General features: G+C 61.6%; 13 protein-coding genes. 12 read left to right on the top strand and 1 reads right to left on the bottom strand.

Translation table 11 applies throughout. From position 1 onward, the window contains the following. Window positions 1-59: 59 nt before the first annotated feature. From V1278_RS26735 to V1278_RS26680, 12 genes are all read left to right on the top strand, one after another. Complete coding sequence (locus V1278_RS26735; RefSeq protein ID WP_334382755.1) at window positions 60-3,215, top strand: efflux RND transporter permease subunit; 3,156 nt, start codon at window positions 60-62, stop codon at window positions 3,213-3,215. A 1-nt stretch (window position 3,216) separates the two neighbouring features. Beyond that, a complete protein-coding gene (locus V1278_RS26730; RefSeq protein WP_334368139.1) occupies window positions 3,217-3,918 on the top strand; it encodes a hypothetical protein in 702 nt (233 codons plus the stop codon). 225 nt (window positions 3,919-4,143) lie between these two features. After that, a complete protein-coding gene (locus V1278_RS26725) occupies window positions 4,144-5,160 on the top strand; it encodes a PepSY domain-containing protein (RefSeq protein WP_334382754.1) in 1,017 nt (338 codons plus the stop codon). Window positions 5,161-5,438: 278 nt separating this feature from the next. After that, window positions 5,439-5,738 (top strand): PepSY domain-containing protein, encoded by a 300-nt coding sequence (locus V1278_RS26720; RefSeq protein ID WP_334382753.1) that lies wholly within the window; start codon window positions 5,439-5,441, stop codon window positions 5,736-5,738. 64 nt (window positions 5,739-5,802) lie between these two features. Next, the gene (locus V1278_RS26715; RefSeq protein WP_334368142.1) at window positions 5,803-6,660 is read left to right on the top strand and encodes a hypothetical protein; all 858 of its coding nucleotides are present in this window, start codon (window positions 5,803-5,805) and stop codon (window positions 6,658-6,660) included. A gap of 158 nt (window positions 6,661-6,818) precedes the next feature. After that, window positions 6,819-8,567 carry a peptidoglycan-binding protein gene (locus V1278_RS26710; RefSeq protein WP_334382752.1) on the top strand — a complete coding sequence of 583 codons (1,749 nt, stop codon included), beginning with the start codon at window positions 6,819-6,821 and terminating at the stop codon, window positions 8,565-8,567. 113 nt (window positions 8,568-8,680) lie between these two features. Then, window positions 8,681-10,534 carry an ABC transporter ATP-binding protein/permease gene (locus V1278_RS26705; RefSeq protein ID WP_334382751.1) on the top strand — a complete coding sequence of 618 codons (1,854 nt, stop codon included), beginning with the start codon at window positions 8,681-8,683 and terminating at the stop codon, window positions 10,532-10,534. A 959-nt stretch (window positions 10,535-11,493) separates the two neighbouring features. After that, window positions 11,494-13,776, top strand: a complete 2,283-nt coding sequence (locus V1278_RS26700) for a TonB-dependent receptor (protein ID WP_442893733.1) — start codon at window positions 11,494-11,496, stop codon at window positions 13,774-13,776. A 32-nt stretch (window positions 13,777-13,808) separates the two neighbouring features. Next, window positions 13,809-15,038 (top strand): MFS transporter, encoded by a 1,230-nt coding sequence (locus V1278_RS26695; protein ID WP_334382749.1) that lies wholly within the window; start codon window positions 13,809-13,811, stop codon window positions 15,036-15,038. After that, window positions 15,035-16,204: an ABC transporter substrate-binding protein gene (locus V1278_RS26690; RefSeq protein ID WP_334382748.1), complete on the top strand. Its 1,170-nt coding sequence runs from the start codon at window positions 15,035-15,037 to the stop codon at window positions 16,202-16,204. Before V1278_RS26695 ends, V1278_RS26690 begins: the two co-directional genes overlap by 4 nt. Beyond that, window positions 16,204-17,271, top strand: a complete 1,068-nt coding sequence (locus tag V1278_RS26685; protein ID WP_334382747.1) for a FecCD family ABC transporter permease — start codon at window positions 16,204-16,206, stop codon at window positions 17,269-17,271. The genes V1278_RS26690 and V1278_RS26685 overlap by 1 nt, the downstream gene beginning before the upstream one ends. After that, window positions 17,265-18,017, top strand: a complete 753-nt coding sequence (locus V1278_RS26680) for an ABC transporter ATP-binding protein (protein WP_334382746.1) — start codon at window positions 17,265-17,267, stop codon at window positions 18,015-18,017. Before V1278_RS26685 ends, V1278_RS26680 begins: the two co-directional genes overlap by 7 nt. Window positions 18,018-19,046: 1,029 nt before the next feature. Here the strand turns inward: V1278_RS26680 and lipA are convergent. Next, window positions 19,047-20,078 (bottom strand): lipoyl synthase, encoded by a 1,032-nt coding sequence (gene lipA, locus V1278_RS26675; protein WP_334382745.1) that lies wholly within the window; start codon window positions 20,076-20,078, stop codon window positions 19,047-19,049. Window positions 20,079-20,623 lie beyond the last annotated feature (545 nt).

Genomic DNA, 20,623 nt, shown 5'->3' with positions numbered 1-20,623 from the left:
CTTCCCGCCGAAATCGTTTTCCATAACGGCTTCGGCCTGAGTGGAAGGATGCGTTTTCAATGATGAGGCTGATTATTGGTTCTAGTCTGCGCTTTCGCTATCTCGTCCTCGCCCTTGGCGTGGTGCTGACCTGGTTTGGCCTCGCACGCCTGCGGGACGTGCCAGTGGATGTATTCCCGGAATTCGCGCCGCCGAGGGTCGAGATCCAGACCATCTGTCTTGGGCTTTCGTCCGCCGAAGTTGAACAACTCGTCACTGTGCCGCTGGAAAATGCGCTGAACGGTGTCCCGAACATCGAGGTGATGCGTTCGAAGTCGGTGGCGCAATTGTCGTCAATCCTCCTAATCTTCAAGTCCGGGGTCGACGAAATTCGCGCGCGGCAACTGGTCAGTGAGCGAATGGTGCTCGCGAGCAAGACGTTGCCGACGTGGGCCTCGCCGCCTTTCATGATGCCGCCACTCTCCTCGACCAGCCGGATCATGAAGATCGGCATTACGTCCCAGGACAAGTCCGTAATGGACCTGTCGATGCTGGCCTATTGGACCATCCGGCAGCGGCTGCTTGGCGTTCCCGGCGTTGCGAATATCGCGATCTGGGGGGAGCAGCTGAAGATGCTTCAGGTCATGGTTGATCCGAAGCGGTTGGCTGCCGCCAACGTTACGCTTGACCGGGTTCAGGAAGCGGTTTCCGATGCGCTCGATGTAGGCCTGTTGCGCTATGCCCGCGGCGCACACATCGGTACCGGCGGCTTCGTCGAAACACCCAATCAGCGCTTTCAACTCCGCTTCGCCGCCGCCGGCGTTACACCCGAAACGCTCGCCAGGGTGCCGGTGACCGCACAGGGCGGCAAGCCGCCACTATTGCTGAGCGATGTAGCCGATCTCGTCTATGCGCCGCAGGGCATGATCGGCGATGCCGTTATCAACGACGGTCCAGGCCTCATGCTCATCGTCGAAAAGTTCCCCTGGGGCAACACGCTCGCCGTCACCCGCGGGGTGGAAGAGGCGCTCGAGAGGATGAAGCCCGGTCTTCCGGGAATTGAGATCGATACGACAATCTTTCGGCCGGCAACCTTCGTCGAGGATTCGATCAGCAACCTCTCATGGGCGCTGTTGCTGAGCTGCGTGCTGGTCGCGGGAATCATACTCATCTTCCTTTACGAATGGCGCACCGCGATCGTCTGTATCGTCGCCATTCCGCTGTCGCTCCTCGCAGCCGGGCTGGTTCTGTCCATGTCCGGCGCTTCGGTCAACACAATGACCCTGGCCGGCTTCGTAATAGCATTGGGGATCGTCGTCGACGACGCGATCCTCGACGTTGAGAACATCATGCGCCGACTGCGTCTGGCGCGGCGGGGAGGCGATACGCGAAGCACGGCGCGCATCATTTTGGATGCTTCGCTCGAGGTGCGGGCGCCGATCGTCTCTGCAACCCTCATCGTGGTCGCCGCCGTAGTCCCTGTCCTGTTTATGGAAGGCCTTGCCGGATCCTTCTTCAAGCCGCTGATTGCTTCCTATGTGCTGGCGATTGCGGCCTCGCTCGTCCTGGCGATGACGGTAACGCCGGCGCTCTGCCTGATCCTGTTGCGTAACGCGCAACTCGAAGGGCGTGAATCACCTGTCGTCGTCTGGCTGCTGCGCCATTACGCGCCCCTGCTGGAACGAGTCACCCGGACACCACGCATGGCCTATATTGCTGTTGCAGTCGTGACGCTCTCGGGCATCGGTGTTTGGCCGCTCCTCGGCCACTCGCTGCTGCCTTCATTCAAGGAGCGCGACTTCCTGATGCACTGGGTAACCACGCCCGACGCGTCACTTCCCGAGATGCTGCGTATCACGACCCGCGCGAGCAGGGAGTTGCGCGCTATTCCGGGCGTGCGCAATTTCGGTGCGCATATTGGCCAGGCGTTTGCTGCCGATGAGGTCGTCGGCGTCAATTTCGGCGAGAACTGGATCAGCATCAGCAAGGAGGCCGACTACGACAAGACGTATGCCAAGATCGAGGAGATGGTGGAGGGCTATCCCGGCCTCTACCGCGATGTGCAGACTTATCTGAAGGAGCGCATTCGCGAGGTCCTGACCGGCACTGGCGAGGCGATCGTCGTGCGCATCTTCGGCCCGGATCTCGACGTTCTGCGGGACAAGGCAGAGGAGGTTCGCGCGGCACTCGCTGATGTTCCGGACCTCGTCAACCTGCACAAGGAGTTGATGGTCGAAGTGCCGCACATTCAGGTGACGGTGAAGTTGGACGAGGCGCAACGCTACGGTCTGAAGCCGGGCGATGTGCGGCGTGCCTCCGCGTCATTGATGTCTGGAACCGAGGTCGGCGACATCTTCATCGAAGGACGCACCTACGACGTGCAGGTGTGGACCGCGGAGGAATTCCGCCGAAGCGTGGACTCGGTTCGCGAGATGCTGATCGACACTCCGACCGGGCACCGCGTCCGGCTGGCGGAAGTGGCCGATGTCGATATTGGACCGACGCCAAATGTCATCAAGCGTGAGGCGAGTTCCCGCCGGATCGACGTGCAGGCGAATGTCCGGGGCCGCGATCTCGGCGCAGTCGCTAGCGACGTGCGGGCGCGTTTGCAGAAGTTGACGTTTCCACTCGGCTATTACGCGGTGCTGCAAGGCGAGTATCAGGAACTGAGCGCCGCCCGCAACCGCCTCCAACTGTTGGCCTCGCTGGCGCTCGCCGTCATATTCGTGCTTCTGCGACAGTCCTTTGATAGCTGGCGCCTGGCAACGCTGAGTTTTCTGACCCTTCCTTCGGCGCTCGTAGGCGGTGTCCTGGCGGCGTGGCTCGCGGGCGGCGTGATTTCCCTTGGCTCGTTGATCGGTTTCCTGACGGTGCTTGGCATCGCCGCTCGCAACGGGATCATCATGATCAACCACTTCCAGCATCTGGAACGTCATGAGGGAGAGACGTTCGGCATGGGGCTCGTGCTTCGTGGCGCGAGCGAGCGGTTACGGCCGATCCTGATGACGACCGGAGCCGCTGGGCTGGCGATCGTGCCGCTGATCATTTTCGGCGACCTGCCGGGCCACGAGGTCGAATATCCGATGGCGGTAGTCATTCTGGGCGGCCTCGTGACATCGACGCTGCTCAACCTGTTTATCTTGCCTGCATTTTATCTCCGTTTCGGCCGCGGTGCTGGCCAGTCGACGGATCTTCTGACTGTACCGGCGCCGGCGCCAGTATCCGGGAGCGCGTGAGATGAGAGCCGTACGTCGTCGCAATGGTTGGATTGTCGTCGCCGCTGCGACGTTATCTGCGCTTGCGTATCCGGTGACAGGAGCCGCGGCCGAGGATGGCCGCTTTGAAAAGCTCTCCGTCTATCTCGAACGCAATATACAGGATCGCGATGCCGAGATCCGGTTCGAGGCAACCGGCGGGGACGATGGCCTGGCTGCGCTGAAGGTTTCGGCGCCCGGCGCGCGTACCGTGATCGAACTGAAAACGCCGGACTCGAAACTGGGAATCCGGAGCCTCACGCTCGAATCGCCGGAACCCGACGACGATAGAATCGTACGCGCCGATTTCCCGGCGGGCGCGTATCGCTTTGAGGGAACGACGACCAAAGGGGAAAACCTGCGCGGCGAAGCGCTGTTGAGTCACGTGTTTCCGAAACCTGCGGCATTCGAATATCCGCGGCCTGATCAGAGGGACGTGCCCGCCACCGCGCTGACCCTGCGCTGGTCTGTGCCGGAGGGCATCGAGGCCTGTGCCATCGTTATCGAGCAAACCGGCTCGGCCTACGAAGTCCGGGCACTGCTGCCCGGTTCGGCCAAATCCTTCACGGTACCGGAGGGGTTCTTGCGCGCCGGTAAGGTCTACAAATTCGCAATCGGAACCGTCGCGAAGGACGGCAATCGGTCATTCATCGAAGCAGGCTTCACCACGGCGAGGGGGAGATGAACCCGCAAGAAATGTCAGATCAGCCCATCGGCTACACACGGCTGAACACTTCCGCAACCTAGGGCGACACGTGGCCGGACCGCCGCCCGCGACTGGAGGGCATTGAGATGTTCGACAAGCAGGGATTGAAGCGACAGATGAAGACAGCGAGGGAGCAATCTAGCCGACTCGCCAGGTGGCGTGCCGCGCTCATGGCAGGCACTGTTCTGGTGGCGGCCGGGGTTCATGCTGGCTGGCGGCACCTGGCTGGGTTTGCATGGCGACAGGGCCATGGCACGGGAATTCAAGGATCAGCCAGGCCGCACCCAGAGCGGCGCCCGCGTCAATTTTTCCTCACTCAAGGACTGGAACTTGAAGGCGGAAAACCTGCTGCCGAGTGGACACAACCCACTCTATTTTCCACTCAAGCCCGGCTTTCGATACATCATGGAGAATCGAAACCATCCACATGGACTCCTACGGATAGAAGTCAAGGTTCTCGACAAGACCGAACCGTTTGATGTTCCGGGTATTGGCAAGTTCGAATGTGGCGTCGTCCAGGAAGAGGAATTCTACGACGGCGTATTGGACCAGCGGGCGGAAAACTGGTTCTGCTTCGATAAGACGACCAATGCCCTGTACACGTTCGGCGAAGTGAGCTGGGAGATAGACCAGGTAGGACGCAAGGTCTTTGCGGGGACCTGGCGTGTCGGCGACCCCGATGGCAACGGTGTCGCCGAGCCCGGCTTGCTGATGCCCGGGGCCTTTACCGTCGGTGACAAATACATCTTCGACGGGCACGAGGCCGAGGCCTATGGCTATACAGAAAACATGGAAAGCGGGATCGCAATAACCGTTCCAGCCGGGACCTTTAAGGATTGTGTGAGAACACGCGAGAATAGCCTCACCAACCCATCCGATATCACGGACAAGTGGTGGTGCCCTGGAGTGGGACTCGTCAAGGACACCTCGGATGGCGAACTGGTTGCCTCTGACGCATTGCCCGGCACGGACATCGCGAGCTTTGGAAAACACCATCGAGAGCCTCGGAAGCAGACGGTGCCACCGGTTGCAAAAGTCAGCACGTCGGAGGCGACGAAAATCGCACTCAAGGAAGTCCCGGGCAAGGTTACGTCGACGAAGATCGAGAGATACGGCAAACACAATGTCTACGCCGTGGAGATCGTTGCCGAAAAGGACGGAGTGGAAACCGATGTCTTCGTTGACATCGAATCAGGAAAGGTGGTGGGCACGGATAAGTAACCGCTGTTCGCGTTGTCCACGTCCGTGAAGTGCTGAGCATACGAAGGCCGCGCCCCTGTCGCTGGGTGATTGACCGGCGACGGGGCCAGCTCCACCGAGTTGGAGCTGCCTTTCGGCGAACGGCCAACGGATCGAGATGGAGCGCACGCGGCGCCGGGTCTATGGCGTTGGAGGCAATGCCCAGCGAATACGGCGAGAAAGATGCACGTCCGTGGACAGTCTGACAGCGGAACGCGGAACGCGAGTTTCCATGGGGCTTGATCGGAAAGGATACCGCCATGAAGAGGACGATCCACTGGGGCCTGCTCACCAGCCTTCTTCTTGCGCCAGCCATGACCGTCGCCGCGCAAGCGCAGCAGCCAGGTCCTTCGAAAGAGCGTGCGCCGTCCGCGGCAAAGATCACGGAAGAACAGGCGAAGAAGATTGCGCTTGAACGCATCCCCGGCGAAGTCACGGACGTAGTGATCGAGAAGAAGCGCGGCAGGAATGTCTACGTGATCGAGATCCAATCACCGGAACAGGGCGAGAAGGACGTCTTCGTCGACATCGAGACCGGGAAGATTGTCGGGACGGACTGACATGTACCGGCTGCATACGAGGTTCGTTATTGGAAAGGATAGCGTCATGAAGAGGGCAATTTACATGGGCCTGTTCGCCATCCTGTTCGCTCCAGCGATCGCCGCGGCGCAGGCGCAGGCACCGAAGGGTCTTGGCACCGAGGAATTCGGCATGTCGCCACGCGAGCTGGTCCAGGCGATCGAGAAGACCGAGGAACTGATCGCGCGTTGCATGCGCGAACAAGGCTTTCAGTACATTGCGGCCGACCACAACACGGTGCGGGCGGGCATGGCGGCGGACAAACGCCTTCCAGGCCTCAGTGAAGAGGAGTTCGTCAGTCGCTATGGTTTTGGCGTAACTACCTTCTATACCGGTTTGCCGCCTCAGCTCGCCACCGGCTACAGTCCGGCCCGCGTTGGTCTCGGAGAACGCAATGTGCAAATTTTCCGCAAGCTATCCCCCGCGGATCAGGTCGCTTACAATCGCGCGTTGCTCGGGGACGACGTGAGCAGCACCCTCGCGGTCGCTTTGGAGATCGAGGATTTGTCGCGGACCGGTGGTTGCACGCGCAAGGCCCTCACCGAAACATTCAAACCGGATCAGTTGAAGGCCACTCACTACAATCCCCAGGACGCGCTGATCAACAAGGACCCCCGGATGAAGGCCGCGCTTGGATATTGGCAGCGCGAGATGAAGAAGGCCGGCTTCGAATACGGCCACCCGGATGAGATCGAACCCGACCTGCGGAACCGGCTCAGCGCGCTGACCGAGGGCGGCAAGTTGTTGGCTTCCAAGATGTCGCCGGACCAGAAGGCCGCTCTGCGGAAACTACAGGACTACGAGCGCCTGGTCTCGGCCAAGAGTTTCAAAATGCAGGAGGAGGTGTTGGCTCCGGTCGAGGAGCGCATCCAGGAGGAGCTGTTCTCAAGGAAGGTGCAATAGACCAGTTAGGATGTACACTTTAGGATGTACACTTCCATACTTTCCCCGATCGGCGGCTAGGAGTAATCTCCTTTTCTGGCAGTGCTTCGCATGACGAAGGCGGACGCAACGCTTCCTGCGAAGATGGCCCGCACGCTGTCGATGGCGGGAGGGACGGCATGGTCGCAAAGCGCGTAAACGTTCTCTGGGCCATTCTGGGCGTGGTCGGCGGCATGGCGGTTGGCGCCTGGTATATGGGCTCCAGGATCCAGTCGCCGGCAGAGGTGGCGGCGCGTACCGCGGCCCCCGAGCCATCCGCGATTCTCGTGCCCGTGGAGTCGCGGGTATTGAGTTCCGATGTCGTCACCCGCGGCACGGTCCGCTTCGGGCTGCCGCAGCCGATTTCCATCGCGCCTTCCACGGTCAAGGGCGGCGCCGGACTGATCTCGTCGCTACCCCGACCCAATGCGAACTTCGGGGAAGGCGAGGTGATTCTATCCGCATCCGGCCGTCCGGTCTTTGTCCTCATCGGCGCGGTTCCGGCTTTTCGCGACATGGCGCCCGGAACCAGCGGCGGTGACGTCCGCCAGCTCGAAGAGGCCCTGGCTCGCCTTGGCTTCGATCCGGGCACAGTCGATGGCAATTACGATCAGAAGACATCCGCCGCGGTCGAGCGTATGTACAAGAAGGCCGGGTGGGATCCGTACGTACCGACGCGCGAGCAGCGCGCTGCCGTCGCGGCGCTCGAGCGAGAGTGGTCGGATGCCGCGCGCGCTCAGCTTGCGGCCGAGGCCACGCGCGAAACAGCGGTGAAAGCGGTCGCCGCCGCCCGGGCCATCGCGGAGCAGAACACGCGTCAGGCTTCTCTCGACAGCGCGGCACGCGTTGGCGACAACCGCCAGCTGGCGGACGCGCGCGCCGGAAAATCGCTTGCGCTTGAAGCCGAACGCGCGCGGGCCGCGCATTCGGCGACCGCGGCCAGCGCCGATGTCGCCACGCAAATGGCCGATCGTGCCCTGATCGTTCTTGATCCGCGCCAGACCGAAACGGCGCGTGCTGCGGCCGAGGCCAAGCTGAAAGTGGCGCGTGCCGCGCAGCGCAAGGCAAAGATGGAAGCCGATTTGGCGATTCAGACCGCGACGCGCGAGGCCGCGCTGGCCGAGGAACGGATCCGGGTCGCCGAGGGCGCCGTGAAGGCGGCCCGCCTCGAAGGCGAGCGCAGCGTGCGCGCCGCGTTGGAACAGCAAGAGCTCGCTGAATTTGACGTCAAGGTCGCGAGCGAACGAGCGCAGCGGCTGAACGCCGAGTTCACGGCCGCCCGCGCGAAGCTTGGCGTGCAGGTACCAGCGGACGAGGTCGTGTTCATCCCGTCGCTCCCGGTTCGCGTCCACGAGGTGACCGCCGCGGTCGCGGCCAATGCTTCCGGGCCGGTTATGAGCGTGACCGATAACCAGCTAAGCATCGACTCGCAACTGCCACTTGAAGCCGCGCCGTTGGTGAAGCCCGGGATGAAAGTTGCGATCGACGAGCAGGCACTTGGGATCAAGGGCACCGGCGTTGTTGAGACGGTGGCGACCACGCCCGGCACGCGCGGCGTGGACGGCTACCACTTCTATCTCGGGGTCAAGGTGGAGACCACGCCTGTGCTCCTGGCGGGGTTTTCCGTCCGACTGGCAATTCCGATCGAAACGTCGAAGGGCGCGGTCACTGCGGTCCCGACCAGTGCGGTGTCGCTTGCCGCCGACGGAACATCGCGTGTGCTGGTCGAACGCGGCGGTAAGCAAGAGTACGTCACCGTACAGCCGGGGCTTTCTACGGGCGGCTATGTCGAGGTCAACACCTCCGATGGGCGACTTGCGCCCGGTCAACTCGTGGTAGTCGGCTATAAGACAGCTGAGCCGGCGGCAGCGCCGGCGGCGGTCAAATGAAGCTCATGGAGGACATTCGGCCGGAGGTGCCGACGGCTTCTGTCGATGCCGACCATGTCCTCGACCTGCGGAAAGTGTGCAAGCAATTCGGGACCGATCCCGCTGTCGACGCATTGATCGATGTCGACCTCGTGTTGCGGCGCGGCGAATGGCTGTCGATAACCGGTCCGTCCGGCTCGGGGAAATCCACGCTGTTGAACATCCTCGGTTGCCTCGACCGGCCAACCAGCGGACAGTACGTTTTTGATGGTATCGAAACGACGAAGCTGAGCGAGAATGAGCGGGCCGGGCTGCGCAGCCGCCGCGTTGGATTCATCTTTCAGTCATTCCACCTGCTGCCCTATCGCACTGTCCTCGAGAACGTCATGCTGGCGGAAGTATACCGCCGGCACACCGGGCGCGGGCGGCGCGAACGGGCTATGGAGGAAATTCGCCGCGTCGGCCTCGAGCATCGTGCGGAATTCCTGCCTTCCAAATTGTCCGGCGGCGAACGTCAGCGGGTGGCGATCGCCCGCGCTCTGATGGGATCACCGAGCCTGCTCTTGTGCGACGAGCCGACCGGGAATCTTGATTCCAAGAACACCGAGTCGATCCTGGATTTCTTCACCGAGCTCAACAAGGAGGGCATGACGATTGTCGTCGTCACGCACGACGAAAACGTTGCACGCCGGGGCTCGCGCCGGGTCAACATGAAGGATGGCCGGCTCTTCGGTGGAAGCGAGACGGCATTGCCGCCTCCATCCAGGGCGCGCATTGTCGCTTCGGGGATCACGATGCGCGATCTTCTCTCCGAGGCGATCGCCGGGGCGATTGCGCGGCCGGCGCGCATGGCGTTGACGGTGCTTGGCATCGTGATCGGCATGTCGGCGCTGGTGGCCACTGTCGGTCTCACCCGAACCGCCGGCAACCGCATCATCAGTCAGTTCGATCAACTTGCGGCCACGGAACTTTTCATCACGGCGCGGCCGGGAATGGCGACCGGCACGATTGATCCACGTGCCATTCCTTGGGACGCTCCGGAGCGGCTTGTCCGGTTGAACGGCGTGGTGGCTGCGGGCCTGCTCAGCGACGTTAATGTCCATGACATGCTCGTCAGCGCCTCTCCGGTGGTGGATCCGTCCAATCAGACAGCATTCAAACTGGCGGTGCGCGCTGCCTCGCCGGATTTGTTTCGCGCCGTGCGTGCCGACCTCGCCTCGGGACGGCTTATCGACGACGGGCATTCGGCGCGCGCCGAGCGCGTCGCAATCCTTGGTCCCGATGCTGCGCGCCGCCTGGGCATCGCTGGAGTGGAGCGGCTGCCCGCGATTTATGTCGGCGATCACCTCTACCTCGTGATCGGCATCCTCCGCGATGTGGTGCGAAAGCCTGAACTGCTTGGCTCGGTGATCATTCCCGAGGGCACGGCGCGACGGCATTTCAGTCTCTTCGGCCCTGGCATGGTGGTTGTGGAGACCAAGATCGGCGCGGCCAACCTGATAGCGATGCAGGCGCGGGCGGCGCTGCGGCCCGACGATCCGCGCGCGCTTCGCGTGCAACTGCCGCAGGAGCCGCGGCGCGTGCGCGACGACGTGCAGACCGATCTCAATATGATGTTCCTGCTGCTGGGCGGCCTGTCGCTCGTGGTCGGCGCGCTTGGGATCGCAAATATCACCTTGGTGGGCGTGATGGAGCGAACGGCGGAGATCGGACTGCGTCGTGCCATTGGCGCTACTCGTCGCCACATCGCTTCACAGTTCCTGATTGAGAGTGCGTCCATGGGTGTCGTGGGGGGACTGCTCGGATCCAGTGTCGGCGTGCTGATAGTGGTGGGTGTCTCGGCGTATCAGGTCTGGACGCCGGTGCTCGACCCAATCGCTCCCTTGCTTGCTCCGGCCGTAGGCGGAGTGATCGGTTTGCTGTCCGGCGTCTATCCCGCCTCGCGCGCCGCCGCGCTCGAGCCAGCCGAAGCGTTCCGACACGAATGACCTATTCCATGACATGCCAGCCAGATGGGAGATTGTTGTCGTCTCACGCTGTTTCTTGCGTCGTCATGCTGTCCTCGGATGTTGAAGTCGGTGCCAGATATCGCGTGGTTCACGAGCGGGCAGGTGCTTTCCCCCATATCATGACGTGATGAAGAGGTCTGTGTCTCCTTATATCCTCGCCACCACTTTCCTCGTCGAGGTGATCGCCGAATTCAAGGCTCACTAATGCCGACGATCATCTACAAGACAGGTGATGGTAGACGCAGGCTCATTCGAGGAATGCCGTCGCGGCGCTACAAACACTGAGGGCAAGCCTGTGCAGTCGTTATGAGACGCCGCGAAGCTTGGCCGGCTTGGAGAGTCGCGTCGCAAGAACAGTGCAATCGCTTACGACTAAGGAACTCACAGCGCCCTCACGAGCAGTGTTCAGTTTCCGGTGCGGCAGGTGTTGTCGCAATGAGGGCGACGTACAGGAACGGAATGGTGATGCGCAGTCAGTCCATGACGAGGTCTGGAGCGTTCCTGAAAAGCTAGGCCAGTCAAGTTGCCGCGCCGAGGGAAGGTATGGCCGCTGGTGAGAGCGCTCTCGTCCATCGTTCCTGCCAAATTTCAACAGCACTGACTTGGAATCTCCCAAAGCATCTTTGGAATCTTTCCAAACTCGGTGTCAGCTGACTCAAGCCGTCGATGATTGAAGCATTCTAAGTCGCAGCGCACGCATTTGTCGTTGCGGTCACCATAGCGCCTCTCTAAAGAGGCCGGAGCAGATCGCTAGTGATCGGAGTTTGCCGATAAGGCACAGGCAACCAACGCGGAGTGCGAATCTGCGGGGGCGCTGATTCACAGGCCATAAGTGTCGATCGGACGCGGAGAGCGGATCTTTGATCCATGGTCATTGCAGGCCGAGCGTAGAACCATTTCACGTTGCGCAACGTGTTGTTGATGGGGGACTATCTGGAATGCGACGTGGAGGTGGGATTGGGACGGTAGCTCGCTTTGGTGCGACATTGCTGGGTGGAGTGGCGTTGCTGGCGTGGTTCGAATCGCCCGCTCAATCCCAGACATCGCAAGGCGGCAGCTCCCTTCCACCCGTTACGGTCGATGCTCCGACCCAGCAGTCGGTCCGCCGCGCGCCAACCAAACGAAGTGACGCCCGGGTCCGATCGGCTTCAAGGCGCACCACGGTGCCTGCCGCCCCGCAAGCCGAAACCGTCGCGGTGCAATCGCAGCCGTCGCAGCCGGGTGTCGTGCCCGTCTTCGCCGGCGGCCAGGTCGCTCAAGGCGCGCGGCTGGGGATGCTCGGAAATACCAACACGATGAAGTCGCCGTTCAATGTGACGAGTTACACCGACAAGTTCATCCAGGATCAGCAGGCGGCAACCGGTGCGGATGCGTTGATCCTGGATCCTTCCGTGCGCAGCTCCCACCCTACTGGCGGCGTGGTCGATTCCTTCAACATTCGCGGCTTCCCGATCAACGAAGGCAACAATGGTGAATTCGCCTTCGAGGGCCTTTACGGGATCGCGCCGAGCTACCGCATCTTCACGGATTACGTCGAGCGCATCGAGGTGCTTAAGGGGCCCTCTGCCGCGCTCTCGGGCATTGCGCCCAATGGCGGCGTCGGCGGCGTCATCAATGTCGTGCCCAAGCGTGCGGGAGAGGACCTGACCCGCCTCACCGCGAGTTACGGTTCGGCCGCGCGGTTCGGCGGTCATTGGGACGTCGCGAGGCGCTACGGCGAGGGCAGGGAATGGGGCGTGCGCGCCACCGGCGGCCTGCGCGGCGGCGACACGCCGATTGACCGCCAGTCTGAAACGACGGGCGTCGGATCGCTGGCCCTCGACTATCAGGGCGAACGGTACCGGTCCTGGCTTTACCTCATCGCGCAGACCGATCGGTTCGATGCTCCGTCGCGTCCCTTCCTCATGGCTCCCGGCCTGCAAGTGCCAAAGGCGCCGGACGGCCGGCTCAACGTGACCCAACCCTGGGAATGGTCGCGCATCAACGATCAATCTGTCTTGTGGCGCAACGAATACGATGTAAGCGATCAGGTTACGCTGTTCGCTGATGTCGGCGGATCGCGGACCAATGTCGAGCGGTTCTTCGGTCTTCCGACGATCACCAGTGCGAGTGGCAACACCACCTCGTTGCCGCAATTCTTCGGGCTCAGCATTGATCGATACACCTATGATGGCGGTGTCCGCGCCCGATTCGATACCGGATTCGTTCGTCATGCCGTCACCTTCCAGGCCTCGGTCTATCATGACGCGCTGTACCGGCGGCTCACCAATGGCAGTCCGGTCACGTCGAACATCTACAGTCCGACCGTGGCGCCAACTCAGTTCGCAAACGAGATCAGCGATCGCCCACGGCTCTCGGACAGTCACCTCACAGGGCTTTCGATTGCTGACACCTTGTCCGTGCTCGATGAGCGTGTCCTGTTGACCTTGGGCGTCCGGCGTCAGGGGGTCGAGGTCAACAACTATCTCTCCAATGTCGGAACGCTGATGAACGCCTCCGACAAGAGCGCGACCACGCCCGTGGTCGGCCTCGTCGTCCGTCCCAGGGACAACGTCTCCCTGTACGCGAACTATATCGAAGGTCTAAGCAAGGGCGACGTAGCGCCCCAAGGGGCTTCCAACCAAGGCGAGGTGCTCGCGCCCTACATCGCCAAGCAATACGAGGCCGGCATCAAGGTAGACTTCGGCCGGATCGCGACCACTTTCAGTGCCTTCGATATCTCGAAGCCGAGCGGCGAAGTGTTGGCCGGGCGCTTCTCGGCGACCGCCGAAACGCAGGTGCGTGGGCTCGAGTTCAACGTCTTCGGCGAACTCAGGCCCGATGTTCGGGTCCTCGGAGGCGTTTCGCTGCTGGATGGCACCCTGACGAAGACCGCCATCGCGGCGAACGTGGGCCATACGCCGATCGGCGTTCCCAACGTACAGGCCAATATTGGCGCCGAGTGGGATCTGCCTTGGGTGAGCGGGCTCACCTTGAATGGGGCCGTCATCTACACAGGCGGGCAGTTCGTTGATGCCGCGAACAAGCAGCCGATCCCGGATTGGACGCGGCTCGATCTCGGTGCCCGCTACACGACGGCGATCAACGGCAGGAAGACGGTTTTCCGCGCCAACGTTCAGAATGTGACTGGTGAGAACTACTGGTCCAGCGTCGCCTCATTCGGAACGTTCTTCCTGGGGGCACCGCGCACGTATCTCCTGTCGATGACCGTGGACATGTAGTTGCTGCACATGCTGTCGGTGGCGGAAGCGGAATGACAAACACTTCCGCCGCGCTTCGCGGCTTCGGACCTGTTTTTGTTCTGCTGTTCGCCCTGCAATTCATTTCCATGGGTGCGATGGAAATGAGTGGTCCATTCTGGCCGATCCAGATCAAGGCGCTGAGCCCTTCCGACAGCGTCTTTGGGTTAGCAGGCGTTGGTGTCTACGTTGGCCCGATGATTGGCGTGTCGCTGACCAGCGCCTTCTGGGGGCGAATGGGCGATCGCTACGGCAATCGGCTGATGATGGTTCGGGCGCTCGGCGGTCTCGCGGTCACGCAACTGCTTGTTGCCGTTGCCCAGGATGTCTGGACAATCATCGCGCTGCGTTTCGTGCAGGGCGCCTGCGCCGGCTATATCGCTCCCGCGCAGGCCTATGGCGTGCAGATCACCGGCGGGAAGGATCGCGCCAGCCTCTTCGCCTGGCTTCAGGTTGCCACCAATGTGGGGTCGCTGGGTGGCGCTTTCCTGGGCGGGCTCATTCTCGATCGCTTTCCTTTCGCCGCAATGAATCTCACCGCCGGGGCAATTTGTGCGCTGTGCGCTGCCGTTGCCTGGTTGAGCCTGCCCGTGCCGACGCCAGCCGCTGTAGCCGCCAGTCCCGGAAGCGCGGGTACCGCAAGGCCCAAGGCGTCGACCGGTGCTCCCATCGTAGCTGTTCTTGCGTTGATGGGGATGCTGCTTGCCAGCCGCATGGTCCTGCAGGTTCCCTTCTCACTGTACATGACCCAGGTATTTGGCGCCCCGCACTGGGTCGCCGGCTTCACCTATGGGCTGCTCGCGTGCGGCTTCGTAGTGGCCGCGCCGCTATGGGCGCGGCTCTTCGAGAATCGAGCGCCATCCTATGTGCTGGGCGGGAACGTGCTGATTTCGGCCGCGTGCGTTTTGGTTACACATCTGGCGGGAGGCGCGGGCTCGGTTGCCGTATTCGCGCTCCTGTATTTTATCTGGGGCGCGCTTCTTGGCGGAACGACGCCGGTCCTTCTTGCGCTCATTTCTGTAACCGTGGCTAATGATCGGCAAGGTTCGGTTTTGGGCCTTGCGCAAGCTTCCCAGCAGGCTGCGTCCGCGAGCGGCATCATTGCCGGCGTCGCGGTCACCCAGTTCTTTGGTTTCGAAGCCGCTTTCCCGCTCGTCGCCACGCTTTACGCCTTGTCATTTTTGTCGGCTCTCGGCATATGGCTCAAAATTTCGCGCTCCACTCAAAAAGGAAGCCGATCATGACCAAACACCGATCGCTGCTGCATGCCGCGGTGACGGCTATTGTTCTGATCGCTTTGCTTCCCCCAGCAGCATTTGCCGGCGAATCCAGACCGACGCAGGCACAAGCGCCACTTACCGTCACTGATATCGCGGGCCGCGAGGTGACGCTTAACGCGCCCGTCAAGCGCATGCTTCTGGGCGAAGGCCGGCAGCTCTATCTCATCGCATCGCTCGAACCCCAAGATCCTCTGGCCCATGTGGTTGCCTGGCGCACCGATCTGATCGCGGCCGACCCGGCCACTTACGCGCAGTATCTCAAGGTGTTTCCCGAGTTGGCGAACCTTCCTTCCTTCAAGGGCCAGGAGGACAGCCTGATCGACATCGAATCGGCGATCATCCAGAAGCCTGATGTCGTGCTGCTCAATCTTGAAGCCATGCAGGCCAACAGGGATGCCAACTACATCGAGAAGCTCGCGGCGCTGAACATACCGGTTGTTTATGTCGATTTTCGCCACCGTCCTCTGGAAAACACCGAGCCGACCATTCGGCTTCTGGGCAGGATCATGGGGCGCGAGGCGCGCGCTGAGGAGATCATCGCGTTCCGTCGACAGGCCATGGCTGCGGTTGCCGACGTCCTTGCCGCCCGACAACCGAAGCGCCCCAAGGTGTTCGTCGAGCGGATCGGTGGCTACTCGCAGGATTGCTGCCTGTCTTTTGGCGCTGAGAATTTTGGAAAATATGTCGAACTCGCTGGCGGCCACAACATCGGCAGCGATATCATTCCTTCGACCTTCGGGCAGATCAGCCCCGAACAGGTTATCGTCGCCGATCCCGTGCATGTGGTGGTTACCAGCGCCGACTGGCAAGCCTATGTGCCCGGCGGCCACTGGATTCCGCTCGGGCCAGGGGCGGATCCTCGCCTGACGCGCAAGAAGCTCGAATGGTTCACCACGCGCGACGCCTATACCGGTATCGCGGCAAAGAAGGCGCGGAATTTTCACGGCATCTGGCACCAGTTCTACAATAGTCCATACGAATTTTTTGCCGTCCAACAATTGGCAAAGTGGTTCCACCCCGACCTGTTCGCCAATCTGGACCCCAATGCAACCTTTGCCGAATATCATCGTCGCTTCCTGCCCATCGACTACCGGCCCGGCTACAGCATCAGCCTTTCCGACAGCCCGTGATGACAGATCGTCCTACTGAAGCACTGACATTGGCCGGACGTGACGCCTATCAGGCGCTCAGCATCAGGCGGTGGGTCGTTGTCATTGTGCTGGTGGTCGGAGTTTGCATCGCACTGGTCGGCGACCTTGCGACCGGACCGGCCAGGTACGGGCTTGGAGAGGTGGTGCGCACGCTCGTCCTGCCGGCAGAGGCGGATGCGCAGATGCGCGTCATCGTCTGGTCGATCCGCATGCCGTCGGCCCTCATGGGCGTCGTGGTCGGCATGGCGCTTGCCATCGGCGGCGCTCAGATGCAGACCATCTTGAACAATCCGCTGGCGAGCCCGTTCACGCTGGGCATTTCCGCCGGTGCAAGCTTCGGCGCGGCCCTGGCGCTCGCCTTCGGTGTCGCGCTGATTCCCATGGCAGGCGACTACATCGTCGCGGCCAATGCTTTCGTCGTGGCCATGGCAACCGCCCTCCTGATCCATTTGGCCAGCCTTCGGCGCGGAGCCTCGATCCAGATGATTGTGCTTCTGGGCATAGCGCTGGTTTTCAGTTTCAATACGGCGCTCGCTATTACCCAATATTTCGCCGCCGAGCAGGCCGTCGCGGCCATCGTCTTCTGGACCATGGGCAGCCTCGCCAAGGCAACATGGCCCAAGCTCGCCATCACCGCACTGGTCGTAGGTGTCACCTTGCCGGTCTTTCTGCGCCGCCGGTGGCAGTTGACGGCCTTGCGCCTTGGCGAGGCGCGCGCGGCGAGCTTCGGCATTCCCGTTCGGCGCCTGCGGCTCGAAACCCTGATCCTTGTCTCGCTTTTGTCGGCGATCCCCGTCGCGTTTGTCGGCACGATCGGTTTTATCGGTCTGGTAGGTCCGCACATCGCCCGCATGATGGTCGGCGAAGACCAGCGCTTCCTGCTGCCCGCGAGCGCACTGACTGGAGCGCTGATCATGTCGTTGAGCTCGATCCTGACCAAAATCGTGGTACCCGGCGCCGTCCTGCCGATCGGCATCGTCACCTCAGCGATCGGATTGCCGGTCTTCCTCTATTTGATCCTGAGAAGCGGAAGAGACATATGGTAGTGCTGAGCACGCATCGCCTCGGCGCTCGCTTCGGATCACGCGAGGTACTGCGTAATGTGACGCTTCCGCCCTGTCATGGCGGCGAGGTGGTGGCCGTCATTGGACCGAATGCTGCGGGCAAGTCGACAATGTTCCGGCGCCTCGCAGCCATTCTTCCGGGGCCCGGCGAGTGCCGGTTGGAAGGTGTGCGCGATCGCGAGCGCGCCATCGCCTACATGCCTCAGGACCAAACGGCAAGCGCAGTGCTGACGGTATTCGAATCCGTGCTTCTTGCGCGCAAGCAGGTCAGCGGCTGGCGCCTGGAGCGGTCTGATCTGGTGGCGGTGGACCAGGCGCTATCAGCGCTCGACATGGGCGATCTTGCCAATGAAATCCTTTCCGAGCTGAGCGGTGGACAGCGCCAGCTCGTCGGGCTTGCACAATGTCTCGTGCGCGAACCGCAGGTGCTGCTCCTGGATGAGCCGACCAGCGCGCTGGACATGCACCGCCAGCTGGAAGCGATGCGGCAGGTGCGCAGCCTTGCGCATGACGACGGCATGCTCGTGCTGATCGCGCTGCACCATCTCGACCTGGCACTGAAATTCGCCGACAAGGTCGCTATCCTCTTTAATGGAACGTTGCACGATTTCGGCACGGCGGCTGACGTCCTGACACCGGAAAACCTTGCCGCAACCTTTCGCATCAGGGCACGCGTGGAATCGTGTTCGCAGGGCAAGCCACATCTGATCGTCGACGACGCGATCTGACGCCCCACGCGTCAGGGCTAGCCGGCCTCAGAAGTCCGGTTCATTCCTACTGCGGCAGGCCCTCCTTAAGGTGGTCATTGGCACACGTGCAGCGACAGAGACTCGGCGAGCATTTGCGGCGCGCGGCGCGCCAGGGCATCTCGCTCGGAATTGGCGGTATCGGGCAACGATAAGAATGTAGTTCCAGAATCCTTGCGCACTTACGCATTTTGCTTACGCGCTAATTAGGTCAGGTTGAGAAGAAGTCCGATCGGGGGTGTCGAAATCCGTTTCGCTACTAATCGACACCGCTCTTTCGATTGCCGTTCCTCCATAATGACGTCAATGCGCGGCGCGTGATCCCAGATTTATTGCGAATGGCGATACGCCCGGCGACGTTTCCGGGAGTTGGCTTTATATGGCTAAGAGTTCTCTGTGGAGAATATTGCCGCTGTTATGGACGGCTTGGCGATCACGCGCGCCCGGCGGCCATACTATTTTCGCGGAAATAGTATAACGGGGCAAACGTTAAAGAACGTACGGTAACCGATTGAAATCGCAAGACTATCGTTTTTCTGTGGCGCCCATGATGGATTGGAGCGGGACATCGCGAAAAGCGAAGCATCATCAGCACTTAAGCACGGTCGTTGCCAGCCATGCTGTACCAAATGCTGTACCGTCCGACTGACGATTTCTCTTTAGCCTGCGTTAGGCGGCGTACGGCGGCCACAGAGAGCAGTAGTCGTGTCCGCAAAAACTGAGCGGGCATCTTGCCGTGAACTTCACGATAAAGGTTGGAGAAGATGTTGCCGTGGTTGGTAGCGCTCCCCGCTACAATGCGCCACGATTTTGTACGCCGATGTTCCCCGATTGCGTGCGATGGACGGTAGCTCTGCCGTCGCACCTGCATCGCTTCGATCGGCGGACACATCGCGCGCGGAGGAAATATTGGCGCTAGGCTCTGGCAGGACCAAGGACTGGCTCCGGTCCAGCGTTTCATCAATTCGGACAGGGTTGCCCGGCGGCTCCCACAAAGCCATGTCTTTAACATTATCCTCGAAGGTGCCCGCAGGCGTCGTGCGGCCTGCTCCGGGCTCCCACCCGCGAGGCTGCTTGTTGCCGCAGGCGCTCGCGCAGCCTGCGGAAGTCTTCGCCCGCGTGGTGTGACGAGCGCGTCAGCGGCGCGGCCGATACCATCAGAAAGCCCTTGGTGTAGGCGACCTTCTCATAGGCATCGAATTCGTCAGGTGGCACGAAGCTTACAACTGCGTGGTGCTTGCGCGTCGGTTGCAGATACTGGCCCATGGTCAGGAAATCGACGTCGGCGGAACGCAAATCGTCCATCAGTTGCAGCACCTCGTTCCGGCTTTCGCCAAGGCCGACCATGATCCCGGACTTGGTGAAGATCTCTCCGTCGAGTTCCTTCACGCGCTGCAGTAGCCGGATCGAATGGAAGTAGCGCGCACCGGGCCGCACTGTCAGATACTTCGACGGTACCGTCTCCAGATTATGGTTGAGCACGTCGGGTTTCGCTGCGACGACCGTTTCGAGTGCGCCCGCTTTGCGCAGAAAGTCTGGGGTCAGGATTTCGATCGTCGTACCCGGGCTTGCTGCGCGGATGGCAGCAATCGTCGCAGCGAAATGCGCGGCGCCTCCGTCGGCAAGGTCGTCGCGATCGACCGAGGTAACGACCACGTGCTCGAGCCCGAGCTTTGTTACCGCCTCTGCGACCTTGACCGGCTCATCGACGTCGAGCGGGCCGGGCAGGCCGGTGCGCACATTGCAGAACGCGCAAGCGCGCGTGCAGGTATCGCCCATGATCATGAAGGTCGCGTGCTTCTTGCTCCAGCACTCGCCAATGTTGGGGCAGCCTGCTTCTTCGCAGACGGTCACGAGCTTGTTCTCGCGCACGATGCGCTTCGTCTCGACCCATTCGGCGGAGCCGGGCGCCTTCACGCGAATCCATGCAGGCTTGCCTAGGATGGGCGTATCGGGGCGGTTTGCCTTCTCGGGGTGACGCGACACGTCGGGCCGCCTCTTCGGTCGCGGATCGTTGTTGAGGAGATCAAGTACAACGGTCATTTGGTCGACCTCATGGTGTGCGAGCGCCGAAGACGGCTCGGAGAATCCAACGCCGTGAACTTCGCACGGATGCGCTCGCGCTGCCGCACGCGACGAAAATGCAGGAACGTTTTCGGTCGCAGACATTCGCTATCCGAACGGAGTTCGTCAACCCGATTGTCACCTCCACACTTGTCGACCATTGCGCTCGGCCTTCGAGGTCGAAAGACGGCAACGTGCGTAGCAATCCGGAGCGCGCTCGCCGGTCGGTCCGATCTTTCGGGCGGAACCTGCGGCTCGTTTCCGGCGCGTCAGACAGATTCCGGCCGATCATCTCGGCCCCCTCGACGGGGTGTCGGGCAATCCCAAGCAAAATGAAAGGCATGTGCGCGATTGGCTGCGCATTGCGTGGTCTGGCACGAATGCTGCTTGGGTATCTGCAAAAGAAGCAAAAGCTCAAGAACAAACGATGCGAGGGAGCGTTCAGATGCCAGCCAGTATTCAACTCATCACCTAGAGCGACAGGCGGTACCGCCTGTGTGGCGTTGCGCTTCCGCACGTGCGCG

It is taken from the genome of Bradyrhizobium sp. AZCC 1577 (genome assembly GCF_036924575.1).
Lineage (GTDB): Bacteria > Pseudomonadota > Alphaproteobacteria > Rhizobiales > Xanthobacteraceae > Bradyrhizobium.
Note: the sequence above shows the minus strand (reverse complement) of the source record. Positions and strands in the feature narration are given on the sequence as shown.

Bases quoted from the DNA above. Each gene is read 5' to 3' on its own strand.
- V1278_RS26720 (WP_334382753.1), top strand. From the start codon at position 5,439: ATGAAGAGGACGATCCACTGGGGCCTGCTCACCAGCCTTCTTCTTGCG.
- V1278_RS26715 (WP_334368142.1), top strand. From the start codon at position 5,803: ATGGGCCTGTTCGCCATCCTGTTCGCTCCAGCGATCGCCGCGGCGCAG.
- V1278_RS26725 (WP_334382754.1), top strand. From the start codon at position 4,144: ATGCTGGCTGGCGGCACCTGGCTGGGTTTGCATGGCGACAGGGCCATG.
- V1278_RS26710 (WP_334382752.1), top strand. From the start codon at position 6,819: ATGGTCGCAAAGCGCGTAAACGTTCTCTGGGCCATTCTGGGCGTGGTC.
- V1278_RS26695 (WP_334382749.1), top strand. From the start codon at position 13,809: ATGACAAACACTTCCGCCGCGCTTCGCGGCTTCGGACCTGTTTTTGTT.
- V1278_RS26680 (WP_334382746.1), top strand. From the start codon at position 17,265: ATGGTAGTGCTGAGCACGCATCGCCTCGGCGCTCGCTTCGGATCACGC.
- V1278_RS26735 (WP_334382755.1), top strand. From the start codon at position 60: ATGATGAGGCTGATTATTGGTTCTAGTCTGCGCTTTCGCTATCTCGTC.
- lipA (WP_334382745.1), bottom strand. From the start codon at position 20,078: ATGACCGTTGTACTTGATCTCCTCAACAACGATCCGCGACCGAAGAGG.
- V1278_RS26700 (WP_442893733.1), top strand. From the start codon at position 11,494: ATGCGACGTGGAGGTGGGATTGGGACGGTAGCTCGCTTTGGTGCGACA.
- V1278_RS26685 (WP_334382747.1), top strand. From the start codon at position 16,204: ATGACAGATCGTCCTACTGAAGCACTGACATTGGCCGGACGTGACGCC.
- V1278_RS26690 (WP_334382748.1), top strand. From the start codon at position 15,035: ATGACCAAACACCGATCGCTGCTGCATGCCGCGGTGACGGCTATTGTT.
- V1278_RS26730 (WP_334368139.1), top strand. From the start codon at position 3,217: ATGAGAGCCGTACGTCGTCGCAATGGTTGGATTGTCGTCGCCGCTGCG.